This window comes from Streptomyces sp. NPDC003720 (genome assembly GCF_042875075.1).
Taxonomy (GTDB): domain Bacteria; phylum Actinomycetota; class Actinomycetes; order Streptomycetales; family Streptomycetaceae; genus Streptomyces.
Genome location: NZ_JBIANZ010000005.1, coordinates 439,774 through 462,483 on the forward strand (window position 1 = coordinate 439,774; position 22,710 = coordinate 462,483).

At 74.9% G+C, this 22,710-nt stretch carries 25 protein-coding genes; 6 read left to right on the forward strand and 19 right to left on the reverse strand.

Going from position 1 to position 22,710, the window contains the following annotated elements; all coding sequences use genetic code 11:
- Positions 1-14 precede the first annotated feature (14 nt).
- Positions 15-863 (forward strand): TIGR02452 family protein, encoded by an 849-nt coding sequence (locus tag ACFYU0_RS16540; protein ID WP_389301588.1) that lies wholly within the window; start codon positions 15-17, stop codon positions 861-863.
- 97 nt (positions 864-960) lie between these two features.
- On the opposite strand, the gene ACFYU0_RS16545 is transcribed toward ACFYU0_RS16540, so the two are convergent.
- The gene (locus tag ACFYU0_RS16545; RefSeq protein ID WP_389301591.1) at positions 961-1,407 is read right to left on the reverse strand and encodes a type II toxin-antitoxin system PemK/MazF family toxin; all 447 of its coding nucleotides are present in this window, start codon (positions 1,405-1,407) and stop codon (positions 961-963) included.
- A gap of 146 nt (positions 1,408-1,553) precedes the next feature.
- Positions 1,554-1,967, reverse strand: a complete 414-nt coding sequence (locus ACFYU0_RS16550; RefSeq protein ID WP_351667887.1) for a hypothetical protein — start codon at positions 1,965-1,967, stop codon at positions 1,554-1,556.
- Between the two features lie 97 nt (positions 1,968-2,064).
- On the opposite strand from ACFYU0_RS16550, the gene ACFYU0_RS16555 reads away from it, so the two are divergent.
- Together ACFYU0_RS16555 and ACFYU0_RS16560 are read left to right on the forward strand one after the other, a co-directional pair.
- Entirely contained in the window at positions 2,065-2,760 is a 696-nt protein-coding gene (locus tag ACFYU0_RS16555; RefSeq protein ID WP_389301595.1) for a helix-turn-helix transcriptional regulator, read from the forward strand.
- Complete coding sequence (locus ACFYU0_RS16560) at positions 2,757-3,185, forward strand: hypothetical protein (protein ID WP_351667883.1); 429 nt, start codon at positions 2,757-2,759, stop codon at positions 3,183-3,185. Before ACFYU0_RS16555 ends, ACFYU0_RS16560 begins: the two co-directional genes overlap by 4 nt.
- An 81-nt stretch (positions 3,186-3,266) precedes the next feature.
- On the opposite strand, the gene ACFYU0_RS16565 is transcribed toward ACFYU0_RS16560, so the two are convergent.
- The 5 genes from ACFYU0_RS16565 to ACFYU0_RS16585 all read right to left on the reverse strand — a co-directional run bounded on the left by ACFYU0_RS16565 (position 3,267) and on the right by ACFYU0_RS16585 (position 8,482).
- Positions 3,267-4,754 (reverse strand): SPFH domain-containing protein, encoded by a 1,488-nt coding sequence (locus ACFYU0_RS16565; protein ID WP_389301598.1) that lies wholly within the window; start codon positions 4,752-4,754, stop codon positions 3,267-3,269.
- A 133-nt stretch (positions 4,755-4,887) separates the two neighbouring features.
- Positions 4,888-5,106: a hypothetical protein gene (locus ACFYU0_RS16570; RefSeq protein ID WP_351667879.1), complete on the reverse strand. Its 219-nt coding sequence runs from the start codon at positions 5,104-5,106 to the stop codon at positions 4,888-4,890.
- A gap of 91 nt (positions 5,107-5,197) precedes the next feature.
- Positions 5,198-6,619 (reverse strand): amidase, encoded by a 1,422-nt coding sequence (locus ACFYU0_RS16575; RefSeq protein WP_351667877.1) that lies wholly within the window; start codon positions 6,617-6,619, stop codon positions 5,198-5,200.
- Between the two features lie 136 nt (positions 6,620-6,755).
- Positions 6,756-7,739: an alpha/beta hydrolase gene (locus tag ACFYU0_RS16580; protein WP_351667875.1), complete on the reverse strand. Its 984-nt coding sequence runs from the start codon at positions 7,737-7,739 to the stop codon at positions 6,756-6,758.
- A 179-nt stretch (positions 7,740-7,918) separates the two neighbouring features.
- Complete coding sequence (locus tag ACFYU0_RS16585) at positions 7,919-8,482, reverse strand: NAD(P)H-dependent oxidoreductase (protein ID WP_351667873.1); 564 nt, start codon at positions 8,480-8,482, stop codon at positions 7,919-7,921.
- A gap of 105 nt (positions 8,483-8,587) precedes the next feature.
- On the opposite strand from ACFYU0_RS16585, the gene ACFYU0_RS16590 reads away from it, so the two are divergent.
- Complete coding sequence (locus ACFYU0_RS16590; protein ID WP_351667871.1) at positions 8,588-9,268, forward strand: helix-turn-helix domain-containing protein; 681 nt, start codon at positions 8,588-8,590, stop codon at positions 9,266-9,268.
- Between the two features lie 38 nt (positions 9,269-9,306).
- Here ACFYU0_RS16590 and ACFYU0_RS16595 read toward each other — a convergent pair whose 3' ends face one another.
- The gene (locus ACFYU0_RS16595) at positions 9,307-10,446 is read right to left on the reverse strand and encodes an FAD-dependent oxidoreductase (protein ID WP_389301604.1); all 1,140 of its coding nucleotides are present in this window, start codon (positions 10,444-10,446) and stop codon (positions 9,307-9,309) included.
- Between the two features lie 24 nt (positions 10,447-10,470).
- Positions 10,471-11,133: a TetR/AcrR family transcriptional regulator C-terminal domain-containing protein gene (locus tag ACFYU0_RS16600; RefSeq protein ID WP_351667867.1), complete on the reverse strand. Its 663-nt coding sequence runs from the start codon at positions 11,131-11,133 to the stop codon at positions 10,471-10,473.
- A gap of 199 nt (positions 11,134-11,332) precedes the next feature.
- Between ACFYU0_RS16600 and ACFYU0_RS16605 the strand changes: the two genes are divergently transcribed.
- Positions 11,333-12,379 carry a LacI family DNA-binding transcriptional regulator gene (locus tag ACFYU0_RS16605; RefSeq protein WP_389301607.1) on the forward strand — a complete coding sequence of 349 codons (1,047 nt, stop codon included), beginning with the start codon at positions 11,333-11,335 and terminating at the stop codon, positions 12,377-12,379.
- 79 nt (positions 12,380-12,458) lie between these two features.
- Here ACFYU0_RS16605 and trxA read toward each other — a convergent pair whose 3' ends face one another.
- Positions 12,459-12,833 (reverse strand): thioredoxin, encoded by a 375-nt coding sequence (trxA, locus tag ACFYU0_RS16610; protein WP_351667863.1) that lies wholly within the window; start codon positions 12,831-12,833, stop codon positions 12,459-12,461.
- A gap of 151 nt (positions 12,834-12,984) precedes the next feature.
- Here trxA and ACFYU0_RS16615 point away from each other — a divergent pair, with 151 nt between their 5' ends.
- Positions 12,985-14,415, forward strand: coding sequence for an NAD(P)/FAD-dependent oxidoreductase (locus ACFYU0_RS16615; RefSeq protein WP_351667861.1), 1,431 nt, complete (start codon positions 12,985-12,987; stop codon positions 14,413-14,415).
- A gap of 17 nt (positions 14,416-14,432) precedes the next feature.
- On the opposite strand, the gene ACFYU0_RS16620 is transcribed toward ACFYU0_RS16615, so the two are convergent.
- The 9 genes from ACFYU0_RS16620 to ACFYU0_RS16660 form a co-directional block, all read right to left on the reverse strand.
- Positions 14,433-15,077, reverse strand: a complete 645-nt coding sequence (locus ACFYU0_RS16620) for a peptide deformylase (protein WP_389301612.1) — start codon at positions 15,075-15,077, stop codon at positions 14,433-14,435.
- Positions 15,078-15,498: 421 nt separating this feature from the next.
- Entirely contained in the window at positions 15,499-15,846 is a 348-nt protein-coding gene (locus tag ACFYU0_RS16625) for a tetratricopeptide repeat protein (protein WP_351673628.1), read from the reverse strand.
- Positions 15,847-15,934: 88 nt separating this feature from the next.
- Entirely contained in the window at positions 15,935-16,825 is an 891-nt protein-coding gene (locus tag ACFYU0_RS16630) for a universal stress protein (RefSeq protein WP_389301615.1), read from the reverse strand.
- A gap of 52 nt (positions 16,826-16,877) precedes the next feature.
- Positions 16,878-17,174, reverse strand: a complete 297-nt coding sequence (locus ACFYU0_RS16635) for a hypothetical protein (RefSeq protein WP_143634692.1) — start codon at positions 17,172-17,174, stop codon at positions 16,878-16,880.
- Positions 17,175-17,282: 108 nt separating this feature from the next.
- On the reverse strand, positions 17,283-18,152 hold the full coding sequence (locus ACFYU0_RS16640) for a carbohydrate ABC transporter permease (RefSeq protein WP_389301618.1): 870 nt from the start codon (positions 18,150-18,152) through the stop codon (positions 17,283-17,285).
- Complete coding sequence (locus ACFYU0_RS16645; protein ID WP_389301621.1) at positions 18,149-19,114, reverse strand: carbohydrate ABC transporter permease; 966 nt, start codon at positions 19,112-19,114, stop codon at positions 18,149-18,151. The genes ACFYU0_RS16640 and ACFYU0_RS16645 overlap by 4 nt, the downstream gene beginning before the upstream one ends.
- Positions 19,108-20,457, reverse strand: a complete 1,350-nt coding sequence (locus ACFYU0_RS16650) for an ABC transporter substrate-binding protein (RefSeq protein WP_351673619.1) — start codon at positions 20,455-20,457, stop codon at positions 19,108-19,110. The genes ACFYU0_RS16645 and ACFYU0_RS16650 overlap by 7 nt, the downstream gene beginning before the upstream one ends.
- Complete coding sequence (locus ACFYU0_RS16655; RefSeq protein ID WP_389301624.1) at positions 20,454-21,434, reverse strand: GNAT family N-acetyltransferase; 981 nt, start codon at positions 21,432-21,434, stop codon at positions 20,454-20,456. The genes ACFYU0_RS16650 and ACFYU0_RS16655 overlap by 4 nt, the downstream gene beginning before the upstream one ends.
- 41 nt (positions 21,435-21,475) lie before the next feature.
- Entirely contained in the window at positions 21,476-22,672 is a 1,197-nt protein-coding gene (locus tag ACFYU0_RS16660) for an exo-beta-N-acetylmuramidase NamZ domain-containing protein (RefSeq protein ID WP_389301626.1), read from the reverse strand.
- Positions 22,673-22,710 lie beyond the last annotated feature (38 nt).

A 22,710-nucleotide genomic window follows, 5' to 3' on the forward strand; every position in this document is an offset into this window, starting at 1 on the left:
ACGGGGGTGGCGCCATGAGCGCGCGCCTGCGCGGTGTGGCCGCGGAGACCGAACGCATCGTGGCGGCGGGTTCGTACCGCGCGCCCGACGGCCGGGAGGTACCGCTGGCGGCCGCCGTCGAGGCCGCCCGGGCGGGCACCCGGCTGTACGGACCCGAACCGGTACCGGTACCGGTGCCCGCGGTCCTGGACACGGAGCCCGTCCTGGAGGTCACGGGGGAGAGCAGCACCGAGGCCGCCCGCCGGCTGGCCGGCGCGCCGGTCGCCGTCCTGAACTTCGCCTCGGCCCGCAATCCCGGCGGCGGCTACCTGAACGGCGCCCAGGCCCAGGAGGAAGCCCTGTGCCGCGCCTCGGCGCTGTACACCTGCCTACTGGAGGCCCGCGCCTTCTACGACCACCACCGCGCGCACCGTGACCCGTTCTACACCGATCGGGTGATTCACTCCCCGGCCGTGCCGGTGTTCCGCGACGACCGGGGCGCGCTGCTGGAGCGGCCGTACCTCGCGGGCTTCCTCACGGCGGCCGCTCCCAACGCGGGTGTCGTGCGGCGTACCGCCCCCGGGCGGGCCGCTGAACTCCCGGCCACCCTCGCCCGGCGGGCCGAGCGGGTCCTGGAGACCGCCGCCGCCCAGGGCTACCGGCGGCTGGTGCTGGGCGCCTGGGGCTGCGGCGTGTTCCAGAACGACCCGGCGCAGGTCGCCGAGGCCTTCCGGGCGCTGCTCGGGCCCGGTGGGCGGTTCGCGCGGAGGTTCGAGCACGTGGTGTTCGGCATCCTGGACCGCACGCCGGGGGCGGCCGTCCGGGAGGCCTTCGCCCGACGTTTCGCCGAGTCCTCCGAGCGCGCGCGCCCGGTCACCGGCTAGGGGCCGTCCGGCCGGTCGCCGACCGGGAACCGCAGGGCCACCGGCCGGGGGCGGTCGCGGCGCGGGCCGGGGCCGCGAGGCCGCCGGCCGGCGGCCGTCAGGTCCAGCCGTACCGTTCGTGCAGCCGCTGCCGGACCAGATCGAAGCGCATCCGGTCCAGCGCGCATGCCTCCCGGCGCATGCCGTCCTCGTGCAGCCTCAGCACGCGGTCCACGTCCACCCACGAGTCGCGGCCCGACCGGTCCCAGGGGCCGCTGCCGATGGCCACCCACTCGCGGTCCCCGTCGTGCCGCTTGCTGGACAACTGGACGGCGAGGAAGGTGCCCGCCGCCTCCCGGGCGACCACCAGCACCGGCCGGTCCTTGCCGCGGCCGTCGTTCTCCTCGAACGGCACCCAGGTCCACACGATCTCACCCGGGTCGGGGTCGCCGTCGTGGGCGGGGGAGTACTCGGTGCGCACCCGGCCGGCCCCGCGCGGGTCGGCCTCGGTGGTGGCATGGGGGCCGAAGCGGCCCGGGACGTTCTCATCGGTAGGCGTGCTCACGGAGAGCACCCTAGGGCCTGACGTGGGCACGTCGGGAGCGCGGGTCAGCGCGGGGCGGACGGCGGGTCGCGGCGAACGGCGTTGCGCGACGGGCCTGTTCCGCGCCCGGGCCGCGGCGGAGGACATGGCCGGCCGCCTCCCGCCCGTCACACGGGCGCGCCGCCGCGCGACTGGATCTGCATGCCGGGCCGGCGGCGGTGCACGGTCAGGCAGGCGAGGCCCGAGGCGCCGGCGGTGATGCTGCGCGTGGAGCCGTGCGGCAGCCACAGCAGGGCGCCCTCGGTGAGCGGCTCCGGCTCGTCCCGGGCGCCTTTGCCGAGCACGCCGTCCCCCGAGACGACCAGGACCAGCACGTCCAGGTTCGGCTCGGTGTGCGTGTCGACGCGCGAGCCCGGGGCCAGCCGTACGACGTTGGCGTCGAGCTGGCGTCCGCCCTCGGCCAGCTTCCACAGCACCCCCGACGGAACCGGCGGATCGGCGGCCAGGGCGCCGGCGTCGCACAGGACGCGCGGGTCCGGACCCGCGTCCCAGCCGGTCCCGCTCTCGGACGACGGCGTCATGCGCACCCCTCGCTCTATCGCTCTCCGCAGCCCATCCTACAATTACTCCACGTAGGTCTTGTGAAAAATACACGCAGGTGGAAGTGGGTGAACGGCCATGACCGCACGGCAGAGCCCGCGCCGCCGGGAGGTGCTGGACGTGCTGCGGGCCGCCCCCGCGCCGCTCGGGGTGGCAGCGGTCGCCGAGCGGATGGGCGTCCACCCCAACACCGTGCGTTTCCACCTGGACGCGCTGGTGGCCGACGGGCTGGTGGAGAGCGGCACCGAGGCGTCCTCCGGGCCCGGCCGGCCCCGTGCCGCCTACCGCGTGCGGCCCGGCATGGACCGCGGCGGCGTGCGCGGCTACCCGCTGCTGGCCCGGATGCTGCTCAGCCGCTGGGCGTCCGCCGATCCCGCCGAGGCGCGCGCGGAGGCGGAGGATACCGGCCGCGCCTGGGGCCGGTCCCTGGTGGAGCCGCCGCCGCCCTTCGAGCGGCCGACCGCCGCGCGCTCGGCGGCCCGGCTCGTCGGCCTGCTGGACGACCTGGGCTTCGCCCCGACCGCGGAGGGAACGCCCGGACCGGACGGGCCGCCGGCCCGGATCCGGTTGCGGCACTGCCCCTTCCTGGAACTCGCCGAGGAGTACGGCCGGTTGGTGTGCCCGCTCCATCTCGGCCTGATGCGGGGCGCGTTGGCCGGGCTCGGCGCGCCGCTGACCGCGACCGGCCTGGAACCCTTCGCCGAACCCGACTCCTGCCTCGCCCACCTGGGCGGGACGGCCGCCGCAGAGCAGAAAGAGGCAGCCCCCCGATGAACAGCGCGTCGGCCGCCACCGCGAGCGCGGTGGTCTTCGTCTGGCTCGGAATGGTGCTGGCGATCTCCTTCCTGGAGGCGCCGCTGAAGTTCCGCGCACCGGGCGTGACCATACCCATCGGCCTGGGCATAGGCCGGCTCGTCTTCCGGGCCCTGAACGCCGTCGAGACCGCTCTCGCCGTCGTGGTGGCCGTCGCCGTCGCCGTGGGCGGCGCGGCGGCCGGGACCGTGGGGCTGACCGCGGCCGTCGCCGTGCTGCTCGCCGCCCAGCTCGCCGTCGTACGGCCGCGCCTGAACCGCAGGTCCGACCGGGTGCTCGCGGGCGAGGACCTGCCCCGCTCCCGCGGCCACCTCTGGTACGTGGCGCTGGAACTGGCGAAGGTCGCGACGCTGTTCGCGCTGGGCATCGCGCTGCTGCGCGGATGACGGCCGGCGACGGGGGCCGACGCGCGGCGGCCGGGGCCCCCGCTGGGGACCCCGGCCGTCCGGCGGCTCCGGAGCGGACCGCTAACCCTCCTGCTCCACCGGCACCTTCTGCGGTGCGGGCGGCACCGCCCCGTTGAGCGACGGTGAAGCGCCCGGCGCGCCGGTCCCGTTGTGGTTCATCGACGAGAGCAGCTGGCGGGCCAGGCCGAGTCCGGTGCCGCCCATGGTGAGCGCCTTGGCGAACAGCTCGGCCATGCCGTCGGCGCCGTTGAGCAGCACCATGTTGTCCACGTTGCCGAACGCGGACGCGCCCGCCTGGACGATCTCCGGCCAGTTCTCCGCGAGCTGCTGCGCGACGACGGCCTCCTGGTTCTCGGCCAGGGCGGCGGCCCGCGCCTTGATGGCCTCCGCCTCGGCGAGGCCCTTCGCCTTGGTCGCCTCCGCGTCCGCCAGACCCCTGGCCTGAGCGGCGGCGGCCTCCGCCTCACCGGTGGCCCGGGTGGCCGCGGCGGAGGCCGCGCCCCGGGTCTTGGTGGCCTCGGCCTCGGCGCCCGCGGCCGCCTTGACCCGGGTGGCCTCGGCGGCCGCCGCGAGTTCCGTCTCCTTCGCCTTGGCCTGGGCCGCCGAGATCCGGGCGTCGCGCTCGGCCTCGGCCAGCGTCCGCTTCTCGTAGGCCCGGGCGTCGGCCGGCTTGCGGACGTCCGCCTGGAGCTGCTGCTCACGCCGGTGCGCCTCGAGCTCGGCGACCCGGGTCTCCTGGACGACGACCTCCTGCCGGGCGGCGGCCGCGGCGAGCGGTCCGGCCTGCTGGGCCTTCGCCCCCGCCTTGTCCCGCTCGGCCTGGTAGCCGGCCTGCAGGATCTCGCTGTCCCGGGTGGCCTCCGCCATCCGCGCGAACGACTGCTGCTCCGCCTCGGTGGCCAGCCGGTTCGCCTCGGCCTGCGCGATGCGCGCGTCCCGCTGCACGGCCGCCGCGTGCGGCATGGCCAGGTTCTGGATGTACCCGGTCGGGTCCTCGATCTCGTGGATCTGCAGCGAGTCGACGATCAGACCCAGCTTCTCCATCTCCGTACCGCACGCCGCCCGGGTCTGCCCGGTCAGCTTCTCCCGGTCGCGGATCATGTCCTCGACCGTCAACCCGCCCACGATGGACCGCAGATGACCGGCGAAGACGTTGTGCACCCGCTCCGACATCAGCCGCTGCTGGTCCAGGAAACGGCGGGCGGCGTTCGCGATCGACACGAAGTCGTCGCCCACCTTGAAGATGACCACGCCCCGCACCTTCAGCGGGATGCCCTGGTGGGTCACGCAGTCCACCTGCAACTCGGTCTCGTTCAGGTCCAGGGAGAGCTTGCGCACCGCCTGCACACCGGGCAGCACCAGCGTGCCCCGCCCCGTGACGATGCGGAATCCCATGCCCTCCTCGAGTCCCTCGGTACGGTGCTTGGACCCGGAGATGATGAGCGCCTCGTTCGGCTCGGCGACCCGCCACATCATCTTGAACAGACCGATCAGCACGAGAACGGCAACGACGACCGCTCCCGCAACGACGCCGACGACCATCGGCATTCGCCCCCTTTGCATGGTGCCCTTTCGGCACCGAACGAAGGGAGTGTGCGCCCGTCGCGACGCACCGAGAAGGCATCGGGGCATCCTTGTCGCAATCTTGACGCACAAGCCCCTCACCTGGGGCGCGCTACGCTCAACTGTCGTACGCGGCGGTGACGTACACCGTCCTCGGCGGCAGGTACTCCACCACCATCACCACCGTGCCGCGCTCCATGCGGCCCGTGCCGTCGGCGGCGTACGCGAGGAAGTGCTCGGCGCCGCCGCGCACCCGGACGATCACCTCGCCGACCAGACCGGGCCCGATCGTCCCCGTCACCCGTCCCATGAGCCCGACCATCGACGCATCGTCCATGGCCACAGAGTACGGGCGGAACGGGCGCCCGCCGCCTGGAAGTTCGGGCTCCGGGAAGTCCGGGGCCCGTCCGCCCGCGCTCGCCGATCGGTCAGGCCACCCGCGCGTCCGGCTCCGGCACCGGCGGCCACCGCTCGTGCCAGCGCAGCTCCGACTCCAGCTGGGCGGCCAGGGACACCAGCAGCGGCTCGCTGGCGGCGGGCCCGAGCAATTGGGCGCCCACGGGCAGGCCGTCGCCCACGAACCCGGCGGGCACGTTGACCCCCGGCCAGCCGAGGACGTTCCACGGCCAGGCGTACGGACAGGCGGCGATCATGGCGCGGTCGGTGGCCAGCCCGCCGAGGCCGGACAGTGCGCCGATCGCGGGCGGGGGAGCGGCCGTCGTCGGGGCGAGCAGTACGTCGTACGCGTCGAAGAAGGCGCCGATCCGCCGGTGCAGGACCGCCTCCGCGCGCCGTGCGGCCCGCAGCGGGGCCCCGCCGAGCAGCCTGCCCAGCCGGGCCGCGCCCCGGGTGCGCGGATCGAGCAGCGCCAGGTCGGGAGCCTCGCGGACGTAGTCGGCGATACCGGCGGTGGCCCGCGGTACGAAGGCCAGCCCGATCTGCCCGTAGGGCGGGTCGGCCTCCTCCACGGTGTGCCCCAAGCCGGCCAGCCGGTCGGCGAGTTCGAGGACCCGGGCCCGGACGTCGGGGCGCAGCCGCGCGGGCACGGCGGTGAACGGCGGCTTCAGCGACAGGGCGACGCGCAGCCGGCCGGGGTCGCGGCCGACCGCCTCGGACACCGTGAGCGCCGGCGGCCGGTGCGGGTCCCGGGGATGGTTGCCGCCGGCCGCGTCCAGCAGCAGGGCCGCGTCGGCGACCGTGCGGGCCAGCGTGCCGTTCACCGTGATGCCGTGGAAGGCCTCGGCGCGCGGCCAGGTCGAGATCCGCCCGCGCTGTGGCTTGATCCCGATCAGATGGGTCCAGGAGGCCGGGATCCGCACCGATCCCGCGCCGTCCGAGCCGAGCGCGGCCGGGACCAGTCCGGCGGCGACCGCGGCCGCCGAACCGCCTGAGGAGCCGCCCGGAGTGTGGCCGGTGTGCCACGGGTTGCGGGTCTCCCCGAAGGCGGGCCCCTCGGTGAACGGCCACTGCCCCAGCTCACAGGTGTTGGTCTTGCCGACGATCACCGCCCCGGCCGCCCGCAGCCGCCGTACCGCCTCCCCGTCCGCCGCAGCCGGCGGGAACGTGCCCCGGCAGCCGAACGCCGTCGGCTCGCCCGCCACGTCCATGTCGTCCTTGACCGCCACCGGCACCCCGAGCAGCGGGCGGCGTACTCCGGCCGCCAACTCCCGGTCGGCGGCTTCCGCTTCGGCGAGCGCGGCCTCGGCGCGCACCACCCGGAAGGCGTTCAGGGTCGGCTGGGTGGCCTCGATCCGGGCCAGGGCCAGTTCCACCAGCGCACGTGAGGTCACCTCCCCGGCGGCGAGCGCGCGGGCCGACTCCACGAGTCCTGCGGCACGGTCGGGCGTCATTGCGGGGCACCTCCGGGAGCCTCCGGGCACGATGTCTACCGAACGGTAACCTCGGCATGGGGGCGGTCGTACAGCTTTCGCACAGGTGACATCCGGTCAAGTCCGGGTGCGCGGGACGCGCACGGCGTGCGCGTCCTCATCCGGCCAGCAGTCTGCGCAGCCACGCGAGCCGGGCCGCCCGCGCCGCCCGGGACAGGGAAGCCCGCGGGGCGACTCCGTCGAAGCCGTGGAAGCCGCCGGGCCAGACGTGGAGTTCGGCCACGCCGCCGCAGGCCCAGATGCGGGAGGCGTAGTCGACGACCTCGTCGCGGAAGGTCTCGGCGGAGCCGACGTCGAGGAAGGCCGGGGGCAGGCCGGACAGGTCCGCCGCGCGGGCGGGTGCGGCGTAGGGGGAGACGTCGGGGCCACCGCGGCGGTCGCCGAGCAGCGCCGTCCAGGCGGTGTCGTTGGCGGTGCGGTCCCAGACGCCGACGCCCGCCATCTGGTGGCTGGAGACGGTGTCGTTGCGGTCGTCGAGCATCGGGTACATCAGGAGCTGGCCGATGACGGCCGGGCCCCGGCGGTCGCGCAGCAGCAGGGCGAGCGCGGCGGTCAGCCCGCCGCCCGCGCTGGCCCCGGCGATCACGATCCGGTCCGGGTCGCCGCCGATCTCCTTGGCGTGCCCGGCCGTCCAGAGCAGGCCCGCGTACACGTCCTCGACCGGCGCCGGGTGCGGGTTCTCGGGCGCGAGGCGGTACTCGACCGAGACGACGACGGCGCCCAGTTCCCGCGCCCAGTTCAGCGGGGCCTCCACCCCGGCCCGGTTGTGACCGAGGATCATGCCGCCGCCGTGCACGTGGTAGATCACCGGCAGCGGGCCGGCCGGGGCGGCGGCGGGGCGGCAGATGAGCAGCGAGACGTCCGGCGCGCCGCCGGGACCCGGCACCGGCCGCTCCTCCACCTCGAAGGCGCCGTCCATCGTGACGTCGAACAGCTCGGCCAGCTCCTTGCTCGCGCCCCGCCGGGCCGTGGGGATCTCGTCCGGTGTGAGGCCGGGCGGGACCGCGTCGCCGGCCGGCTCCAGCACGGCGGCCAGCTCCGGATCGAACGGCGGCGGGGACGGGGAGTGGCGCGGGGGCATGACTTCTCCTCACCTGACTCTGCGGGACGCGTGCTGCGCGCCCCTGCGACACGTATGACCCGTGCGCCTGTTTCGAGTCCTGGATGTCCACCGGACGGCGGGTCCCCCTCCCGGGGCGTCCGGGCATGCCGAAGGGGCCGGAACCCGGCGGTTCCGGCCCCTTCGCGGGTGCGTCCGGCTCAGGCGGCCGCGACCTCGCCCACGTTGCCGTGCAGGCGGGCGACGACCTCGGTGAGCTGCGCGGCGACCTCGGCGTCGTCGACCGGGTGGGTCTCGGCGAAGCGGGTCACGGAGCCGGGGATGGACAGCTTGATGTCCTCGATCACCTTGCCGCCGGCGATGCCCACGGCCTTGCGGGTGTCGTCCTGCGCCCACACGCCGCCGTACTGGCCGAAGGCGGTGCCGACCACGGCGACGGGCTTGCCGATGAAGGCGCCGGCGCCGTACGGGCGGGACAGCCAGTCGATGGCGTTCTTCAGGACGGCCGGGATGGTGCCGTTGTACTCGGGGGAGAAGAAGAGGAAGGCGTCGGCTGCGCCGGCGGCCTCGCGCAGCGCGGCGGCGGGCGCCGGGACGTCGCCCTCGACGTCGATGTCCTCGTTGTAGAAGGGGACCTCGGCCAGGCCCTCGTAGAGCACGACCTCGGCGCCCTCGGGGGCGAGCTTGACGGCCGCCTCGGCGAGCTGGCGGTTGTGCGAACCGGCGCGGAGGCTGCCGACGAGGGCGAGGATGCGAACAGACATGGGGGTTACTCCAAAGGGGGCTGAGACATCGCCGTTAGGATCCGGACCGAGGTCCGCTTAGCTTTTCTATCAGGCTAACCGGACCGCGGTCCAGTTTTGTTCCCGATGCTTTACGCTGTCTTCATGTCCGCCGCCCTGCCCCCCTTCCCGCAGCCCCAGGAGCCCTACGACACGCCTCAACTGCTTGAGGTCGAGCCGGGTCCCGGCGAGCCCTGCCTGCGCGCCGACGCCGCCCGCAACCGGGCCCGGCTGCTGGAGGCGGCCGCCCGGCTGATCGCCGAGCACGGGGTGGCCGGGGTGACGATGGAGGCCGTGGCGGCCGCGGCCCAGGTGGGCAAGGGCACGGTGTTCCGCCGCTTCGGCGACCGCACCGGGCTGCTGACGGCCCTGCTCGACCACTCGGGCCGGCAGCTCCAGGGCGATTTCCTGTCCGGGCCCCCGCCGCTCGGCCCCGGCGCACCGCCCCTCGACCGGCTGCGGGCGTTCGGCGTGGCGGTCCTCTACCGCTCGGCGGAGCAGCTCGACCTCCAGCTCGCCGCCCAGCCGGAACCGTGCCGCCGTTTCTCCCACCCCGCCGTCCAGGCGCTGCGCACGCACGTCACGATGCTGCTGCGGCAGCTCGTGCCGGGCGCCGACTGCGATCTGCTCTGCCTGACGCTGCTGGCCTACCTCGACCCCGCCCAGATCCACCATCTGACCCGGCAGTGCGGGATGCCGATGGAGCGGCTGGAGGCCGGCTGGCTCGACCTCGTGGCCCGGGTGACGGGCACGGAGCGGCCCGCCTGACGCGCGGTCCCGGCCGGGCACTCCCGGCCGGGGCGGGATCAGGCGTCGTGGCCGGCGAACATCCGCAGCAGCCCGTGCGGCGCGTCGGCCCGGAACAGCGCCGCGCCGCCGCGCGCCGACTCCGCCGCCGACGCCGCGGCCCGCGGGAACATCCGCTCCTCGTAGGCGGCGAGCGCGGCCTCGGTGTCCCCGGGGTGCGCGGCTACGGCGAGGCCCAGCTCGGCGCCGTCGAGCAGCGCGAGGTTGGCGCCCTCGCCGGCGAACGGCGACATCAGGTGCGCCGCGTCCCCGAGCAGGGTGACCCCGGGCGTCCGGGCCCAGCGGTGACCGGCCGGCAGGGCGTGGATCCGCCGTGGCACCAGCGCCCCGTCCGCCTCCGCCACCAGTGCGCGCAGGCTCTCGTGCCAGCCGCCGAACTCCTTCAGCACCGCCGTCTTCGCCGCCTCGGTGTCGCCGAAGTCGATCCCGTCGAGCCAGTCCTCCGGCGCCTCGACGGCCGCGTATACGTGCAGGCTGCCGTCGCTCTCGCGGTGCCCGAGGAAGCCCCGGCCCGCGCCCAGCGCGAACAGCATGCCGCCGCCGACCACCGCGGCGGCCCCGGGATGCCGGGCGTCGGCGTCCAGCAGGTCCGCCTCGACGAACGACACCCCGGTGTACGCGGGCCGGGCGGGGGACAGCAGGGGGCGGACGCGGGACCAGGCGCCGTCCGCGCCGACCAGCAGACCGGTGGTGAACGTGCCGCCGTCCGCGAGCGCCACCTCGTGCCGGCCGTCGCCGAGCGGGCGGGCGCCGGTCACCTTCGCGCCCCAGCGGACGGTACCGGCCGGCAGGGAGGCCAGCAGCAGGTCGCGCAGCTCGCCGCGGTCGATCTCGGGGCGTGCGCCGGTGCCGTCGTCGGACTCCTCCAGGTGGACGGTGCCCTCCTGGTCGAGGACGCGCAGCGCCTGGCCGCCGGGGTGCACCCGGGCCATGAAGGCGTCGTGCAGCCCGGCCGCGCGCAGCGCCTCCTGTCCGGAGTCGTCGTGGATGTCGAGCATGCCGCCCTGCGTGCGCGCGGCCGGTGAGGCGTCCGCGTCGAGGACGGCCGCCTCGACGCCGTGCACGTGCAGCACCCGGGCGAGCGCGAGGCCGCCGAGTCCGGCGCCGACGACGGTGACGGGGTGGTGGGCGGTGGTCATGGAGGTCTCCTCGGGAGCGGGGTGTCAGTCGGGTACGGCGGTGCGCTCGATGCCGTCGATCAGCGCCCGGAAGGCCCAGGACATACGGGCCCGCGGGGCGCCGGACAGCAGCTCCCCGGCGGAGGCGGCGATGTGCGGATGGGTCTCCTCCGACGCCCCGCGCAGCGCGCTGTCCAGTGCCTGCCAGTCGCCTGGGGACTTCTCCCCGGCGTGCTCGGCGGCGGTCGCGGTGGCGTGCTGCAGGAGCAGGTCCACGCCCCAGGCGGCCCGGTCGCGCGGGACCCCGCCCTCGGCGAGCAGGGCGAGCAGCGTCTCGATCAGGTTCAGGTAGTGCGGGCCGCTCGGCCGTGCGGTCAGCGCCGAGCGGGCCAGGTCCGGATGGTCCAGGAGCATCAGAGTGCAGTCGGTGAGCACCCGCTCCAGCCGCTCCCGCCAGTCGCCCCCGGCCGGGGCGGGACCGACGGTGCCGAGCAGCTCGTCGAGGACGGCCGCGTGCAGCTCGTCGGTGTTGCGGACGTAGACGTACAGCGAGGCGGGTCCGGTGTCGAGCTCCTGGGCCAGCCGCCGCATGGTCACCTTGCGCAGCCCTTCGGCCCGCAGGACCGCGAGCGCGGCCGCGACGATGCCCTCCCGGCTGAGCGCCGGTTTGGCGGGGCGTTCACGGCGGGAGCGGGGGGTTCCAGTCATGCCGCCAGGCTAACGAACATGTTCGTTGCGAACAAGTTCGTAGCGAACGTGTTCGTCGCTTGCTCGCCGCTCCGCCTTCGCCGGGCCGCCGACGCGCCCGCCCCGACGCGCCCGCCCCGGCGTGCCCGCCGTCCCGCCAACTGGTCGAAGAATGAACGACGTTCCCCCGCCCGCACCCCGCCCCCGCCCCTCTGCCAAGATGCGGTCTGTCATGGTGCAGATACCGAACACGCCGCCGTCCGCGGCGCCCGCGCCGCACTCCGTTCCGACGAGTGCCGACGTGGCCCGGCTGGCGGGCGTCTCGCGCGCGACCGTCTCCTACGTCCTCAACAACACCAGTGCCGTACGGATCAGCGAGCCGACGCGCCGCCGCGTCCACGAGGCCGCCCGGGAACTGGGCTACGTACCCCACGCGGCCGCCCGCAGCCTGCGGGCCGGACACAGCCGCATGGTGCTCATGCCCGCCCCGGCGATCCCGGCCGGCCCCCTCTACAGCCGTTTCCTCGCCGAACTCCAGACCGCCCTCGGCCGCCTCGACTACACCGTCGTCCAGTACGGCACCGTCGGCCTCCAGGGCGACGAAGCGGCCCGCGCCTGGGCCGAGTTGCGTCCCGTCGCCGTCCTGGTGCCCGGCGTGGGGCTCGGCCCGCGGGGCGTCGCCGTGCTCAGGCGTTCCGGCGCCCGGGCCGTGGTGACCCTCGGCCCCGAGCGGGTCGAGGGCGCCCACGCCCTGCTCATGGACCACGAGGCCGTCGGCCATTGCGCCGGCGTCCGTCTGCACGCGCGCGGGCGCCGCCGGATCGGGGTGATCGTCCCCGAGGAACCCGGCCTGGAGATGTTCTCCCGGCCCCGGCTCGCCGGCGTCCGCCAGGCGCTGCGCGGCACGGACGCGACCGTGACCGCGCTGCCGCTCGCCTACACGGAGCAGGCGGCCGCCCGGCTGGCCGCAGGGTGGCGCGAGTCGGGTCTCGACGCGGTGTTCGCCTACAACGACGAGTACGCGATGCTGCTGATGCGCGCCCTCCAGGACGAGGGCGTCCGCATTCCCGAGGACGTGGCCGTGGTCGGCGCCGACGACCTGATGCTCGGCCGGCTGCTGCGTCCGCGGCTCAGCACCGTCCGCGTCGAGCTGCCCTCCGGCCGGGAGCTGGCGGAACTCGTCGACCGCGCGGTCCGCGAACCCGGCGGCGAGCCCGAGGTGCGCAGGGTGCTCGGCGCGAGCCTGGTCCCCCGCGAGTCCGGCTGACCCCGCCGCACCCCTCGCACACGCGTGCGGCCCGCGGCGCGAGACGCGCCACGGGCCGCAGCAGGACCTGGAGCCGGGACTACTCGCCCTGCTGCTCCTGGGCCGCGATGCTCTTGCGGACCTCGTCCATGTCCAGCTTGCGGGCCTGCCCGATGACGTCCGTGAGGGCGGCCTCCGGCAGGGCGCCCGGCTGGGCGAAGACGGCGACCTGGTCCCGGACGATCATCAGCGTCGGGATCGACTGGATGCCGAAGGCCTGCGCCAGCTCGGGCTGCGCCTCGGTGTCGACCTTGCCGAAGACCAGGTCCGGGTTCTCCTCGGCGGCCTTCTCGTACACCGGTGCGAACTGACGGCACGGCCCGCACCAGGACGCCCAGAAGTCGATGAGGACGAACTCGTTCTCGGTGACGGTCTGGTCGAAGTTCTCCTTGGTCAGCTCCACAGTGCTGCTCATGGCCTGGTTCCCTCTTCCTGGTGTGGGGTGTGCCGTCGGCGGAAACACGCCGGCGCGGCCGCCTATTCCACGAGTGTTCCGGGCGGACCCGCGGCTGTCCCGCGCGCCTACCCGTGTGGCCCTGGTGCCAACCACCCACCAGACTGACCCCATGACGGAAACGGAATCCATCGCGTACGACGTCGTGGTGCTCGGGGCCGGGCCCGTGGGGGAGAACGTCGCCGACCGCACCCGCGCGGCCGGCCTCACCACCGCGGTCGTGGAGAGCGAGCTGGTCGGCGGCGAATGCTCCTACTGGGCGTGCATGCCCAGCAAGGCGCTGCTCAGGCCGGTCATCGCCCAGGCGGACGCGCGACGCCTGCCCGGCCTGGAGCAGGCGGTCCAGGGCCCACTCGACACCCCCGCGGTCCTCGCCCGGCGGGACGACTACACCTCGCACTGGCAGGACGACGGACAGATCCGCTGGCTGGAGGGCACCGGCGCCGACCTGTACCGCGGCCGGGGCCGGCTGGCCGGCCCCCGCACGGTCACGGTGACGGGCCCCGACGGCACCGTCACCACGCTCACCGCCCGGCACGCCGTCGCCGTCTGCACCGGCACCAGCGCCCGGCTGCCCGGCCTGCCGGGCCTGGCCGAGGTCAAGCCGTGGACCAGCCGCGAGGCCACCAGCGCCAAGGCGGCTCCGGACCGGCTGATCGTCGTCGGCGGCGGGGTCGTCGCCACCGAGATGGCCACCGCCTGGCAGGCCCTCGGCTCCCGGGTCACCCTGCTGGTGCGGGGCAAGGGCCTGCTGAGCCGGATGGAGCCGTTCGCCGGGGAACTGGTCGCCGACGCGCTCGCCGGGGCGGGCGTGGACGTGCGGACCGGTGCCTCGGTCGAGTCCGTCTCCCGCGAGAACGGCACCGTGGTGGCCGTCACCGGCGCCGGGGACCGCATCGAGGCGGACGAGATCCTCTTCGCCACCGGGCGCGCCCCGCGGACCGAGGACATCGGCCTGGACACCGTAGGCCTGGAACCCGGCTCCTGGCTCGACGTGGACGACAGCCTCCGGGTCACCGGCACCGACTGGCTGTACGCGGTCGGCGACGTCAACCACCGTGCGCTGCTGACCCACCAGGGCAAGTACCAGGCCCGGATCGCGGGCGCCGCGATCGCCGCGCGGGCCACGGGCACGGAGCCGCCGGACGAGCCCTGGGGCGCGCACGCGGCCACCGCCGACCACCACGCCGTGCCCCAGGTCGTCTTCACCGACCCGGAGGCCGCCGCCGTCGGGCTCTCGCTGGCCGAGGCCGAGCAGGCGGGCCACCGCGTCCGCGCCGTCGACGTCGAGTTCTCCTCGGTGGCCGGCGCCGGCCTGTACGGCGACGGCTACAAGGGCCGCGCCCGCATGGTCGTCGATCTGGAGGAGGAGATCCTGCGCGGGGTCACCTTCGTCGGCCCCGGCGTCGGCGAGCTCATCCACTCCGCGACCGTCGCGGTCGCCGGCCGGGTCCCGGTCGGCCGGCTCTGGCACGCCGTCCCGTCGTACCCGACGCTGAGCGAGGTGTGGCTGCGGCTGCTGGAGGCCTACCGGGACAACTGAACGGCGGGCGGGGCGGGTTACGGCAGTTCGAAGCCGAGCGCCTCGGCCGCCGCCCGCGGTGCCGGCTGCGCCCACAGGGCCGCCACCGCCTCGTTCGTGGACAGCGAGCGCGGCTGCGCCCGGTCGAGGTAGAGGACGCCGTCGAGGTGGTCCGTCTCGTGCTGGACGATCCGGGCGGGCCACCCGGTGAACACCTCGTCCAGCGCGGAGCCGTGCTCGTCCTCGCCGCGCAGCCGCACCTCGGCGTGCCGGGCCACCACGGCCTGCCAGCCCGGCACGCTCAGGCAGCCCTCGAAGAACGCGGCACGGGCATCGCCCACCGGTTCGTACGACGGGTTGACCAGGACGCGGAACGGCTGCGGCACCCGGCCCCGGATCCGCGCCACCTCCTCCGGCACCGGCGCGGGGTCCTCGACGACCGCGATCCGCAGCGGAATCCCGACCTGCGGGGCGGCCAGGCCCACGCCGGGCGCCGCGTGCATGGTCAGCCGCATCGCCTCGACGAACCGGGCCAGCAGGGCGGGGCCGAGCTGGCCGTCGTAGACCTCGGTGCCGCGCCTGAGGACCGGCCGGCCGGCCGCGACGATGGGCAAGGGGCCGCCGGCGGCGAGGAGTTCCTCGACCCGCTCGGCGAGCGGTGCCTGATCACTGGAAGGTGCCATCGCGTCAGAATGCCACGTCGCCGTACCGGCGCCGGCCGCGATCGCCGACCCTGTCCGCTTCGTGCCGCCGCCCGGCGTCGTCGCGGGCCGCCCTCCTAGGCCGTGTCCGCGAAGTCGCGTCTGCGTCGCGACGCCCGGCACGCACTCTCGCCGCACCGGCCGAAAGCCCGAGTACACCCAGTACGAGGGCATCCGGCCGGCACTCCCCCAGCCTTCGGCCGGGGGGACCCCCAGAGCACGCACCGGACGCCGCGACGCCCGCCCTGCGGGCGAACGACGCGACTTTGCGGACACGACCTAGCCGGGGACGGTCCTCGGCGTTGTGCGCACCGGCGTGGGCGGCGTACGCGCCGGAGCGCCCGGCGGGGGACAGCGCGACGGGCCCGGTTCCCCATCGAACCGGGCCCGTGGGCTGCGCCGCTCACTCCTCGGGGAAGTCGCCCGCGAGCGCTCCGGCGATCCGCAGGTGCGGGGCCGCCTCGTCGTGCCGGGCCTGCCGCTGGAGCGTACGGCCCAGCATCAGCCGGGCGTAGTGCTCCACCGGGTCCCGCTCCACGATGATCCGAAGCTCGGCCTCCGCGCGGCGCAGCTGGGCCGAGTGGTAGTAGGCGCGGGCCAGCAGCAGCCGGGGTCCGGTCTGCTCCGGCACCTCCTCGACCAGTCCCGCCAGCACCCGGGCCGCGCCGGCGTAGTCCTGGGCGTCGAAGAACAGCCGCGCCCGGTCCCAGCGCTCGGCCGGGGTGCCGTGGTCGTAGTACGTGGTCTCCACTCGCGTCTCCACTGTTGACCTCCTCGGGGGCCTCAACGGGAGCACGTTGTTGAATATTCCACTACCTGGAGGTCGCGGCGCGCGCTCGTCAGGGACGCGCCCCCGCCGCCCGTACCACCGCCACCGGACAGTGCGCGTGGTGCAGCAGGGCCTGGCTGACCGAGCCCAGCAGCAGGCCCGTGAACCCGCCCCGGCCTCGCGCGCCCACCACCAGCAACCGGGCGGAGCGGCTGGCATCGATCAGCGCCTCGCGCGTGCCGCCGTGCACCAGCCGGTGCCGCACCGGCACGTCCGGATGGCGTTCCCGGTGGCCGGCCAGTGCCTCGGCGAGCAGCCGGTCCTCCTCCCCGGCTAGCGCGCCGGGCGGATTCGCGTAGGGCGCCGACGCGTCCTGCGGCGCGGGCAGCGGCGCGTTCCACGTGGTCCAGGCGTGCAGGGCCACCAGCTCGCAGCCCCGCAGCTCCGCCTCGGCGAAGGCGAAGTCCACCGCCGCCACGCCCGCAGCCGAACCGTCCACCCCGAGCACGACGGGGCCGTCGCCGCCCTGCTGCTCGCGTACCACCAGCACCGGGCAGTGGCCGTGCGCCGCCAGGTGCACCGCCGTCGAACCGATCAGCAGGCCGACGAACCCGCCCATGCCCCGGGACCCGACGACCACCAGCTCCGCGTGCCGCGACTGCGCCTCCAGCACCGTCAGCGGTTCACCGGTCACCACGACATGGTCGACGACGACCTCGGGCGCCGCCGCCCGTGCGTGCTCCACCGCCTCGGCCACCAGGCGGTCGACCATCCTGCGCACCCCGCCCTCCGACGGCCCCAGCGGCGACGGACCCAGGGGTACGTGCATCGCGGGCCACAGGAAGGCGTGCACCACCCGCAGCCCGGCTCCGCGCAGCCGCGCCTCGCGCGCCGCGGTCTCCACGGCGGCGAGGCTGGAGGCCGACCCGTCGGCGCCGACCACCACCGGACCGGAGGTCACCGGGCCCCTTCAGCGGCGCGGGCACCCGCGCGGGCGGCGCGGTGCCCGCCGCTCAGGGGCGCGCCCACTGCCGGTCGTAGCGCGGGACCGTGGCGCCGCCGCCGGCCCGGACGGCCTCGACCACCGCCTGGTGCAGGTCCCGGCTCTCGGGCTGCGAGGAGCACGGCACCGGACTGCCGGTCAGCGTGTACCACAGGGAGGTCCCGGTGTACTGGACCTGCACGACGGCCTGCCTGGCGTCCCAGGTGGTGTGCACGGTCAGGTCGCCGGTGACGATCCCGGCCTCGTCGGTACGGACGCCTCCCGGCCCGGTGAAGACGCCCTGCGTCGTCCAAGATGTCTGGACCATGGTTCCGGCCTCCCTCGTGAACGCGGGCGCGGCTCTGCCTCCGGCGGCCCGCCTCCGCACGGATCCAGTGTGTGCCCACACCCGGCGGACGGCCTGTCGGGAGCCCGGTCACTTGAGGCCGCTGAGCATGACCCCGCGGATGTAGTGCTTCTGCAGCAGCAGGAAGACGATCAGCACCGGCAGGATGCTCAGCACCAGGCCGGCCATGACGATGGGCATCGTGCGGGACGGGTCGACGTAGTCCTGCAGGAGCTGGATGCCGACCGGCAGGGTCATCACGTCCGGGTCGGCGGTCGAGACCAGCAGCGCCCAGATGTACTCGTTCCAGGCGTCGACGAAGGTCAGCAGCCCGAGCGTCACCACGACCGGCCGGGTCTGCGGCACCACGATCCGCCACCACACCGCGAACTCGCCGGCCCCGTCGATGCGCGCGGCCTCCAGCACCTCGTCCGGGATCGCGACCATGAACTGGCGCATCAGGAAGATCCCGAAGCCGTTGACCAGGAACGGCATGGTGAGGGCCACGATGCTGACGGTCAGGCCCGCGCCGCCGCGCCCGAGCAGGTCGTTGCCGCCCGCCAGCGGCCAGTGCACCAGGATCAGGAAGTGCGGGATGAAGAAGAGGAACGGCGGGAACATCATCGTCGACAGCACCAGGCGGAAGACGAAGTCCCGGCCCGGGAAGCGGAGTTTGGCCAGCGCGTAGCCGGCCAGCGACGACGTCAGCAGCACCGATCCGGTGATCACCGCGGTGGCGACGACGCTGTTGCGGAAGAGCACCGGAAGGTCGAGCTGCTCGACGGCCGCCCGGTAGTTGGACAGGTCGAACGCCTTGGGCAGGAACCGGTACGGCAGGGTGCCGGACTCGCCCGGTCCCTTGAACGACGTCATCACCATGTCCAGGAACGGCACCATGGTGAGCACGGCGCCGCTGACCACCAGCAGGTACGACAACCACGGGAAACGGCGGCCGGTCACGCGTCCTCCCCCTTGCGCCGGAACAGCAGCAACTGCAGCAGGGTGACCGCGAGGACCACCAGGAACAGCACGAAGGCGGCGGCGCTCGCGGTGCCCCAGTCGCCGTAGCTGAAGGCCTGGCGGTACATCTCCAGCGCGGCGACGGCCGTCGCGTCGCCCGGACCGCCCCTCGTCATCACGATGATCAGCGCGAACGACTGCAGCCCGGTCAGGAACTGGGTCACGCACACGAACAGCAGGGACGGCCGCAGCAGCGGCAGGGTGATCCGGAGGAAGACGGTCACGGGCCCGGCGCCGTCGAGCGCGGCGGCCTCGTAGTACGACCCGGGGATGGACTTCAGCCCGGCGGTCAGCACGAGGATCGCGGTGCCCACCGAGGCCCAGGCCTGCACGACCACGACCGACGGCAGCGCGGTGCCGGGGTCCTGCAGGAACGCCACCGAGCCGATCCCGAGGGCGTTGAGCACGCCGTTGACCAGGCCGCCCGGCTCGTACATGTACTTCCACACGTTGCCGACGGCGACGACCGTCGTGACGATCGGCAGGAAGTACAGGGTGCGCCACAGCCCCTGGAAGCGCAGCTTGTCGATGCAGGTGGCGACCAGCACCGAACCCGTGAGGGAGAGCGCCACCGTGCCCAGCGCGTACAGCAGCGTGTTGGTGAGGACCGGCGTCAGGAACGTCGATCCGTCCGCGAGGAGGCCGGCGAAGTTGTCGAGCCCGGCCGGGTCGATGTCGCCGAGGTCGAACCCGGTCCAGTGGGACATCGACAGCAGCAGGGCGAAACCGAGCGGCAGGAACAGGAAGACCGCGAAGAACAGCAGCGTCGGCGCCAGGAAGAGGTAGGCGACGGCGGTCTGCCGGCGCCGGGCCCGGTCGGGGCGGCCGGCGGCGGCAGGCGCGGCGGACCGGGCGCCCCGGTCCGCCCGCCCGGCCGTCTCCGGCGCCAGTGTGTTCACCATGCGCGCGACACCTCCTGGTCGACCTGACGCCGGGTGACGCGCAGCGCCTCGTCCACCGACCGCTGACCGGTCCACAGCGCCTCGACGTTCTTGCGCAGCAGTGACTTGGCCTGCTGCGCGCCCGGCACGTTCGGCTCGGGCACCGCGTACGCCAGCGCGTCCAGGAACGGGCGCAGATTGGGATCGCCGCCCCCGCCCAGCAGGGTCCGCATGTCGTCGGCGCGGCCGGTCAGGGAGCCCACCGACGTCTGGAGGACGCTCATCCGGGTTGCCGTCGCACCCCGCCCGGCGCCCTTCACGGCCACCTTCTCGGTGTTGAGCCAGCGCAGGAACTCCCAGGCCTCGCGCGGGTGTGCGCTGGCCGCGTTGACGCCCAGCATGAAGCCGGTGGAGAGGGTGGCGCGCCTGCCGCCGGCCTCGGGCACCGGCACCGGCGCCACACCGACGTCCCGGTAACCGGCGCCCATCAGCTCCTTCAGGTTCGCCGTCCACCAGCCGGCGCTGATCACCATGGCCACCTGCCCGGACGGGAACGCCTTGTAGACGTTGACGCCCGGCGCGCTGGCGCCCGTCGCGACGAGCCGGTGCTCCAGGTCGAAGACGGCCCGGCCGGCCGCCGAGTCGATGGCGGTGCGCCGGCCGTCCGCGGAGACGAACCTGCCCCCGGCGGCGTTGAGCAGGGCGAGGGTCTGGCCGACGGTGGTGGAGTCGTCGTAGGTCGACAGGCCGAACCCCTGGACCAGCGTGTTGCCGTAGGCGTCCCGCCGGGCGGTGCGGCGGGCCGCCTCCTCCAGCTCCCGCCAGGTGCGCGGCGGTCCGTCGAGGCCGGCCGCGCGCAGCAGCCGCTTGTTGTAGTAGAGCGCGTAGGTCTGCGCCTCGGTGGGGTAGCCGTAGACCCGGCCCTCCACCGAGGCGGCGCGCACCGCCGCCTCGCCGTAGCCGCGACCGATCTCCTCGGCGTGCCCGGGCGGCGCGGGCCGCAGGACGCCGGCCCGTACGAGCTGGCCGTTCCACAGGCAGTACGGGTGGAGGATGTCGGCGCCCTGGCCCGCGGCCTGCCGGACCATGAACGTGGTCAGCAGGTCCGTGAACTCCACCGCTTTCGTGCGCACCTTGACCCGGTCGTGTGTGGCGTTCCACTCGTCGACCGGGCCCTGGAGGGCCTGCTTCAGCTCCCCGCTCGCGTAGTGGGAGAGCAGGGTCAGCTCGACCGGGTCCCCGGGCCGGCCGGTGCCCCGGTGCGGTGCGGCGCACCCGGAGGCGAGCAGCGCCGAGGGCAGCGCGAGGGCGAAGTGACGGCGGCTCAGCCCGCCCGCTGCCCCGGGGCGGCGGGCGGTCGTCATCGGGCGGCCTCCCGGCGCAGCACGTGGAACACCCGGGTGCTGTCGAAGCCGGCCTTGCGGTACATGTGGCCGGCGGGGGACCGGGCGCCGGTCCACAGGAACCACGCGGAGTGCGCGCGGCGCGCCCGCATCCGCTCCAGCACCAGGTGCAGCAGCACCTCGCCGAGCCCGGTGCCGCGCATCTCCTCCCGGACCCCGATCGGGCCGAACCGCTCGTCGACCCCGTCGAACGCCCCGTGCATCGCCCAGCCGGACATGCGCCCGGCGGGATCCCGGGCGACGACGATCCGGTCGAGCGGTGTGCCCGCGGTCAGACACGCCCGGATCGTGCACGCCCAGTCCGGGCCGAAGTGGCCGCCGGCGAGCGCGAGGAGGTCCACCAGGTCGTCGTCGGACGGAGTGGCGAACCGGTGGCCGAGGGCGGTCAGTTCGCCCAGCCGGCGCGCGACCTCGTCGGGGACGCGGTAGCCGACCAGGCCGCGGTGCATGGCCGTCGCCTCGTACAGCGTGCGGAAGCCCAGCGAGCCGAGCAGCGCGGCGGCCCGCGGATAGGCCTCGGCGTCCAGGCCGGGCAGGACGTAGTCGGGGGTGTACGAGGAGAAGTCCACCCGGGTGCGGCCGTGGCCGTGCAGCCAGTCAAGGGCCTCGGTCAGCAGCCGGCGGCCCAGGCCGCGCCCGCGGGCCTCCGGGGCGACGAAGAAGAACGGGATCCAGCCCTGCTCCGGCTCCAGATCGGTGCCGGCCAGCGGCGTCAGCCGGCGCACCGCGTAGGCGGCGCCCACGAGACGGCGGCCGTCGACGGCGACCCGGAGCCCCTCCGGGTCGAAGTTGGGGTCCAGCAGCACCAGGGAGCGGAAGCGGTCCGCGGTGACGGCGTCGGCGGGGGCGCTGCGACGCCAGGCCTCCACCAGCGGCGGTCCGTCGCCGGCGCGGAAGCCCCGGGTGGCGGTCCGTGGGGTCGTCGCGAGATCGGTCATCGACGGGGTCGTCCTTCCCGGTGTCGGGGTGGTTGCCGGTGTCAGGGGTAGAGCAGCACGTCGTCGCCGGCCCACCGGCCCGGCTCCGTCGGCGGATCGCACAGCGGCAGCGGGTCCTCGCCCGCGTCGACGGTGCGCCGCAGCCGGTCGGACCCCCACAGCAGGTCGATGAAGGGACGGCGGCCGGCCCCCGGCGCGCCGCCGTCCGGATCGCGCCAGGCGAAGTCGTCCGGGTACAGCCGGCGCAGCGTGGCGAGCATCGCGACGGCGGTGCGCACCGGGGCGAACGCCACGGGGTCGGTCAGGTGCAGCTGCACGCCGCGCACGGTCCTTCCGGCGTGCTTGTGGAAGGCCGGCACGAACCGCAGATCCCGGAAGCGCACGCCGGGCAGGGCGAGTTCGGCTAGCGCGGGCGCGAACCGCGCGTCGATGTAGGGGGCCCCGACGATCTCGAACGGCTGCGTGGTGCCCCGGCCCTCCGACAGGTTCGTGCCCTCGAACAGGCAGGTGCCGGGATAGCAGACGGCGGTGCGGGGCGCCGGGATGTTCGGCGACGGCGCGATCCACGGCAGCCCGGTGCCCTCCGCGCCCATGGCACGCCGCCAGCCCGCCGCCTCGATCACCGTCAGGGCGGCCGCCTCGCCCGCCGCCCGGGGCACGGCCGAGGCGTTGAGGAACCGGGCCAGTTCACCGCAGGTCAGGCCGTGCCGTACGGGCACCGCCGCGCGCCCGACGAAACTGGCCCACGCCGGATCGAGCAGCGGCCCCTCGCTGACGGTTCCGCCCAGGGGGTTGGGCCGGTCGGCGACCACGAACCGCACGCCCGTACGGGCCGCCGAGACCATGAGGTCGAACATGGTCCACACATAGGTGTAGAACCTGGCCCCGATGTCCTGCAGGTCGTACACCAGGACGTCCACGCGGCTGTCGCGCAGCAGTTCGTCGAGACGCTCCCCGGAGCACCGGTAGGTGTCGTGGACCGGCAGCCCGGTGTCGGGGTCCTTGCCCGCGGCCTCGCCCTCGCCGGCCTGACCGGTGCCGTGCAGCCCGTGCTCGGGACCGAACAGGGCGGTCAGCCGCACGCCCGACTCCAGCAGGGCGGGCGCGGCGGGACGCAGATCCGGCAGGACGCCGGTGTGGTTGGTCACCAGTCCGAGCCGGCCCGGCCCGGCGAGCGCGGGCGCCGCGTGCAGCCGTGCGATCCCGGTGGTCACCGCGACGCGGTCGTCCGTGCTCATCCCTGGGCCCCGTCTGCCGGTGACATCTCGAAGCGAGT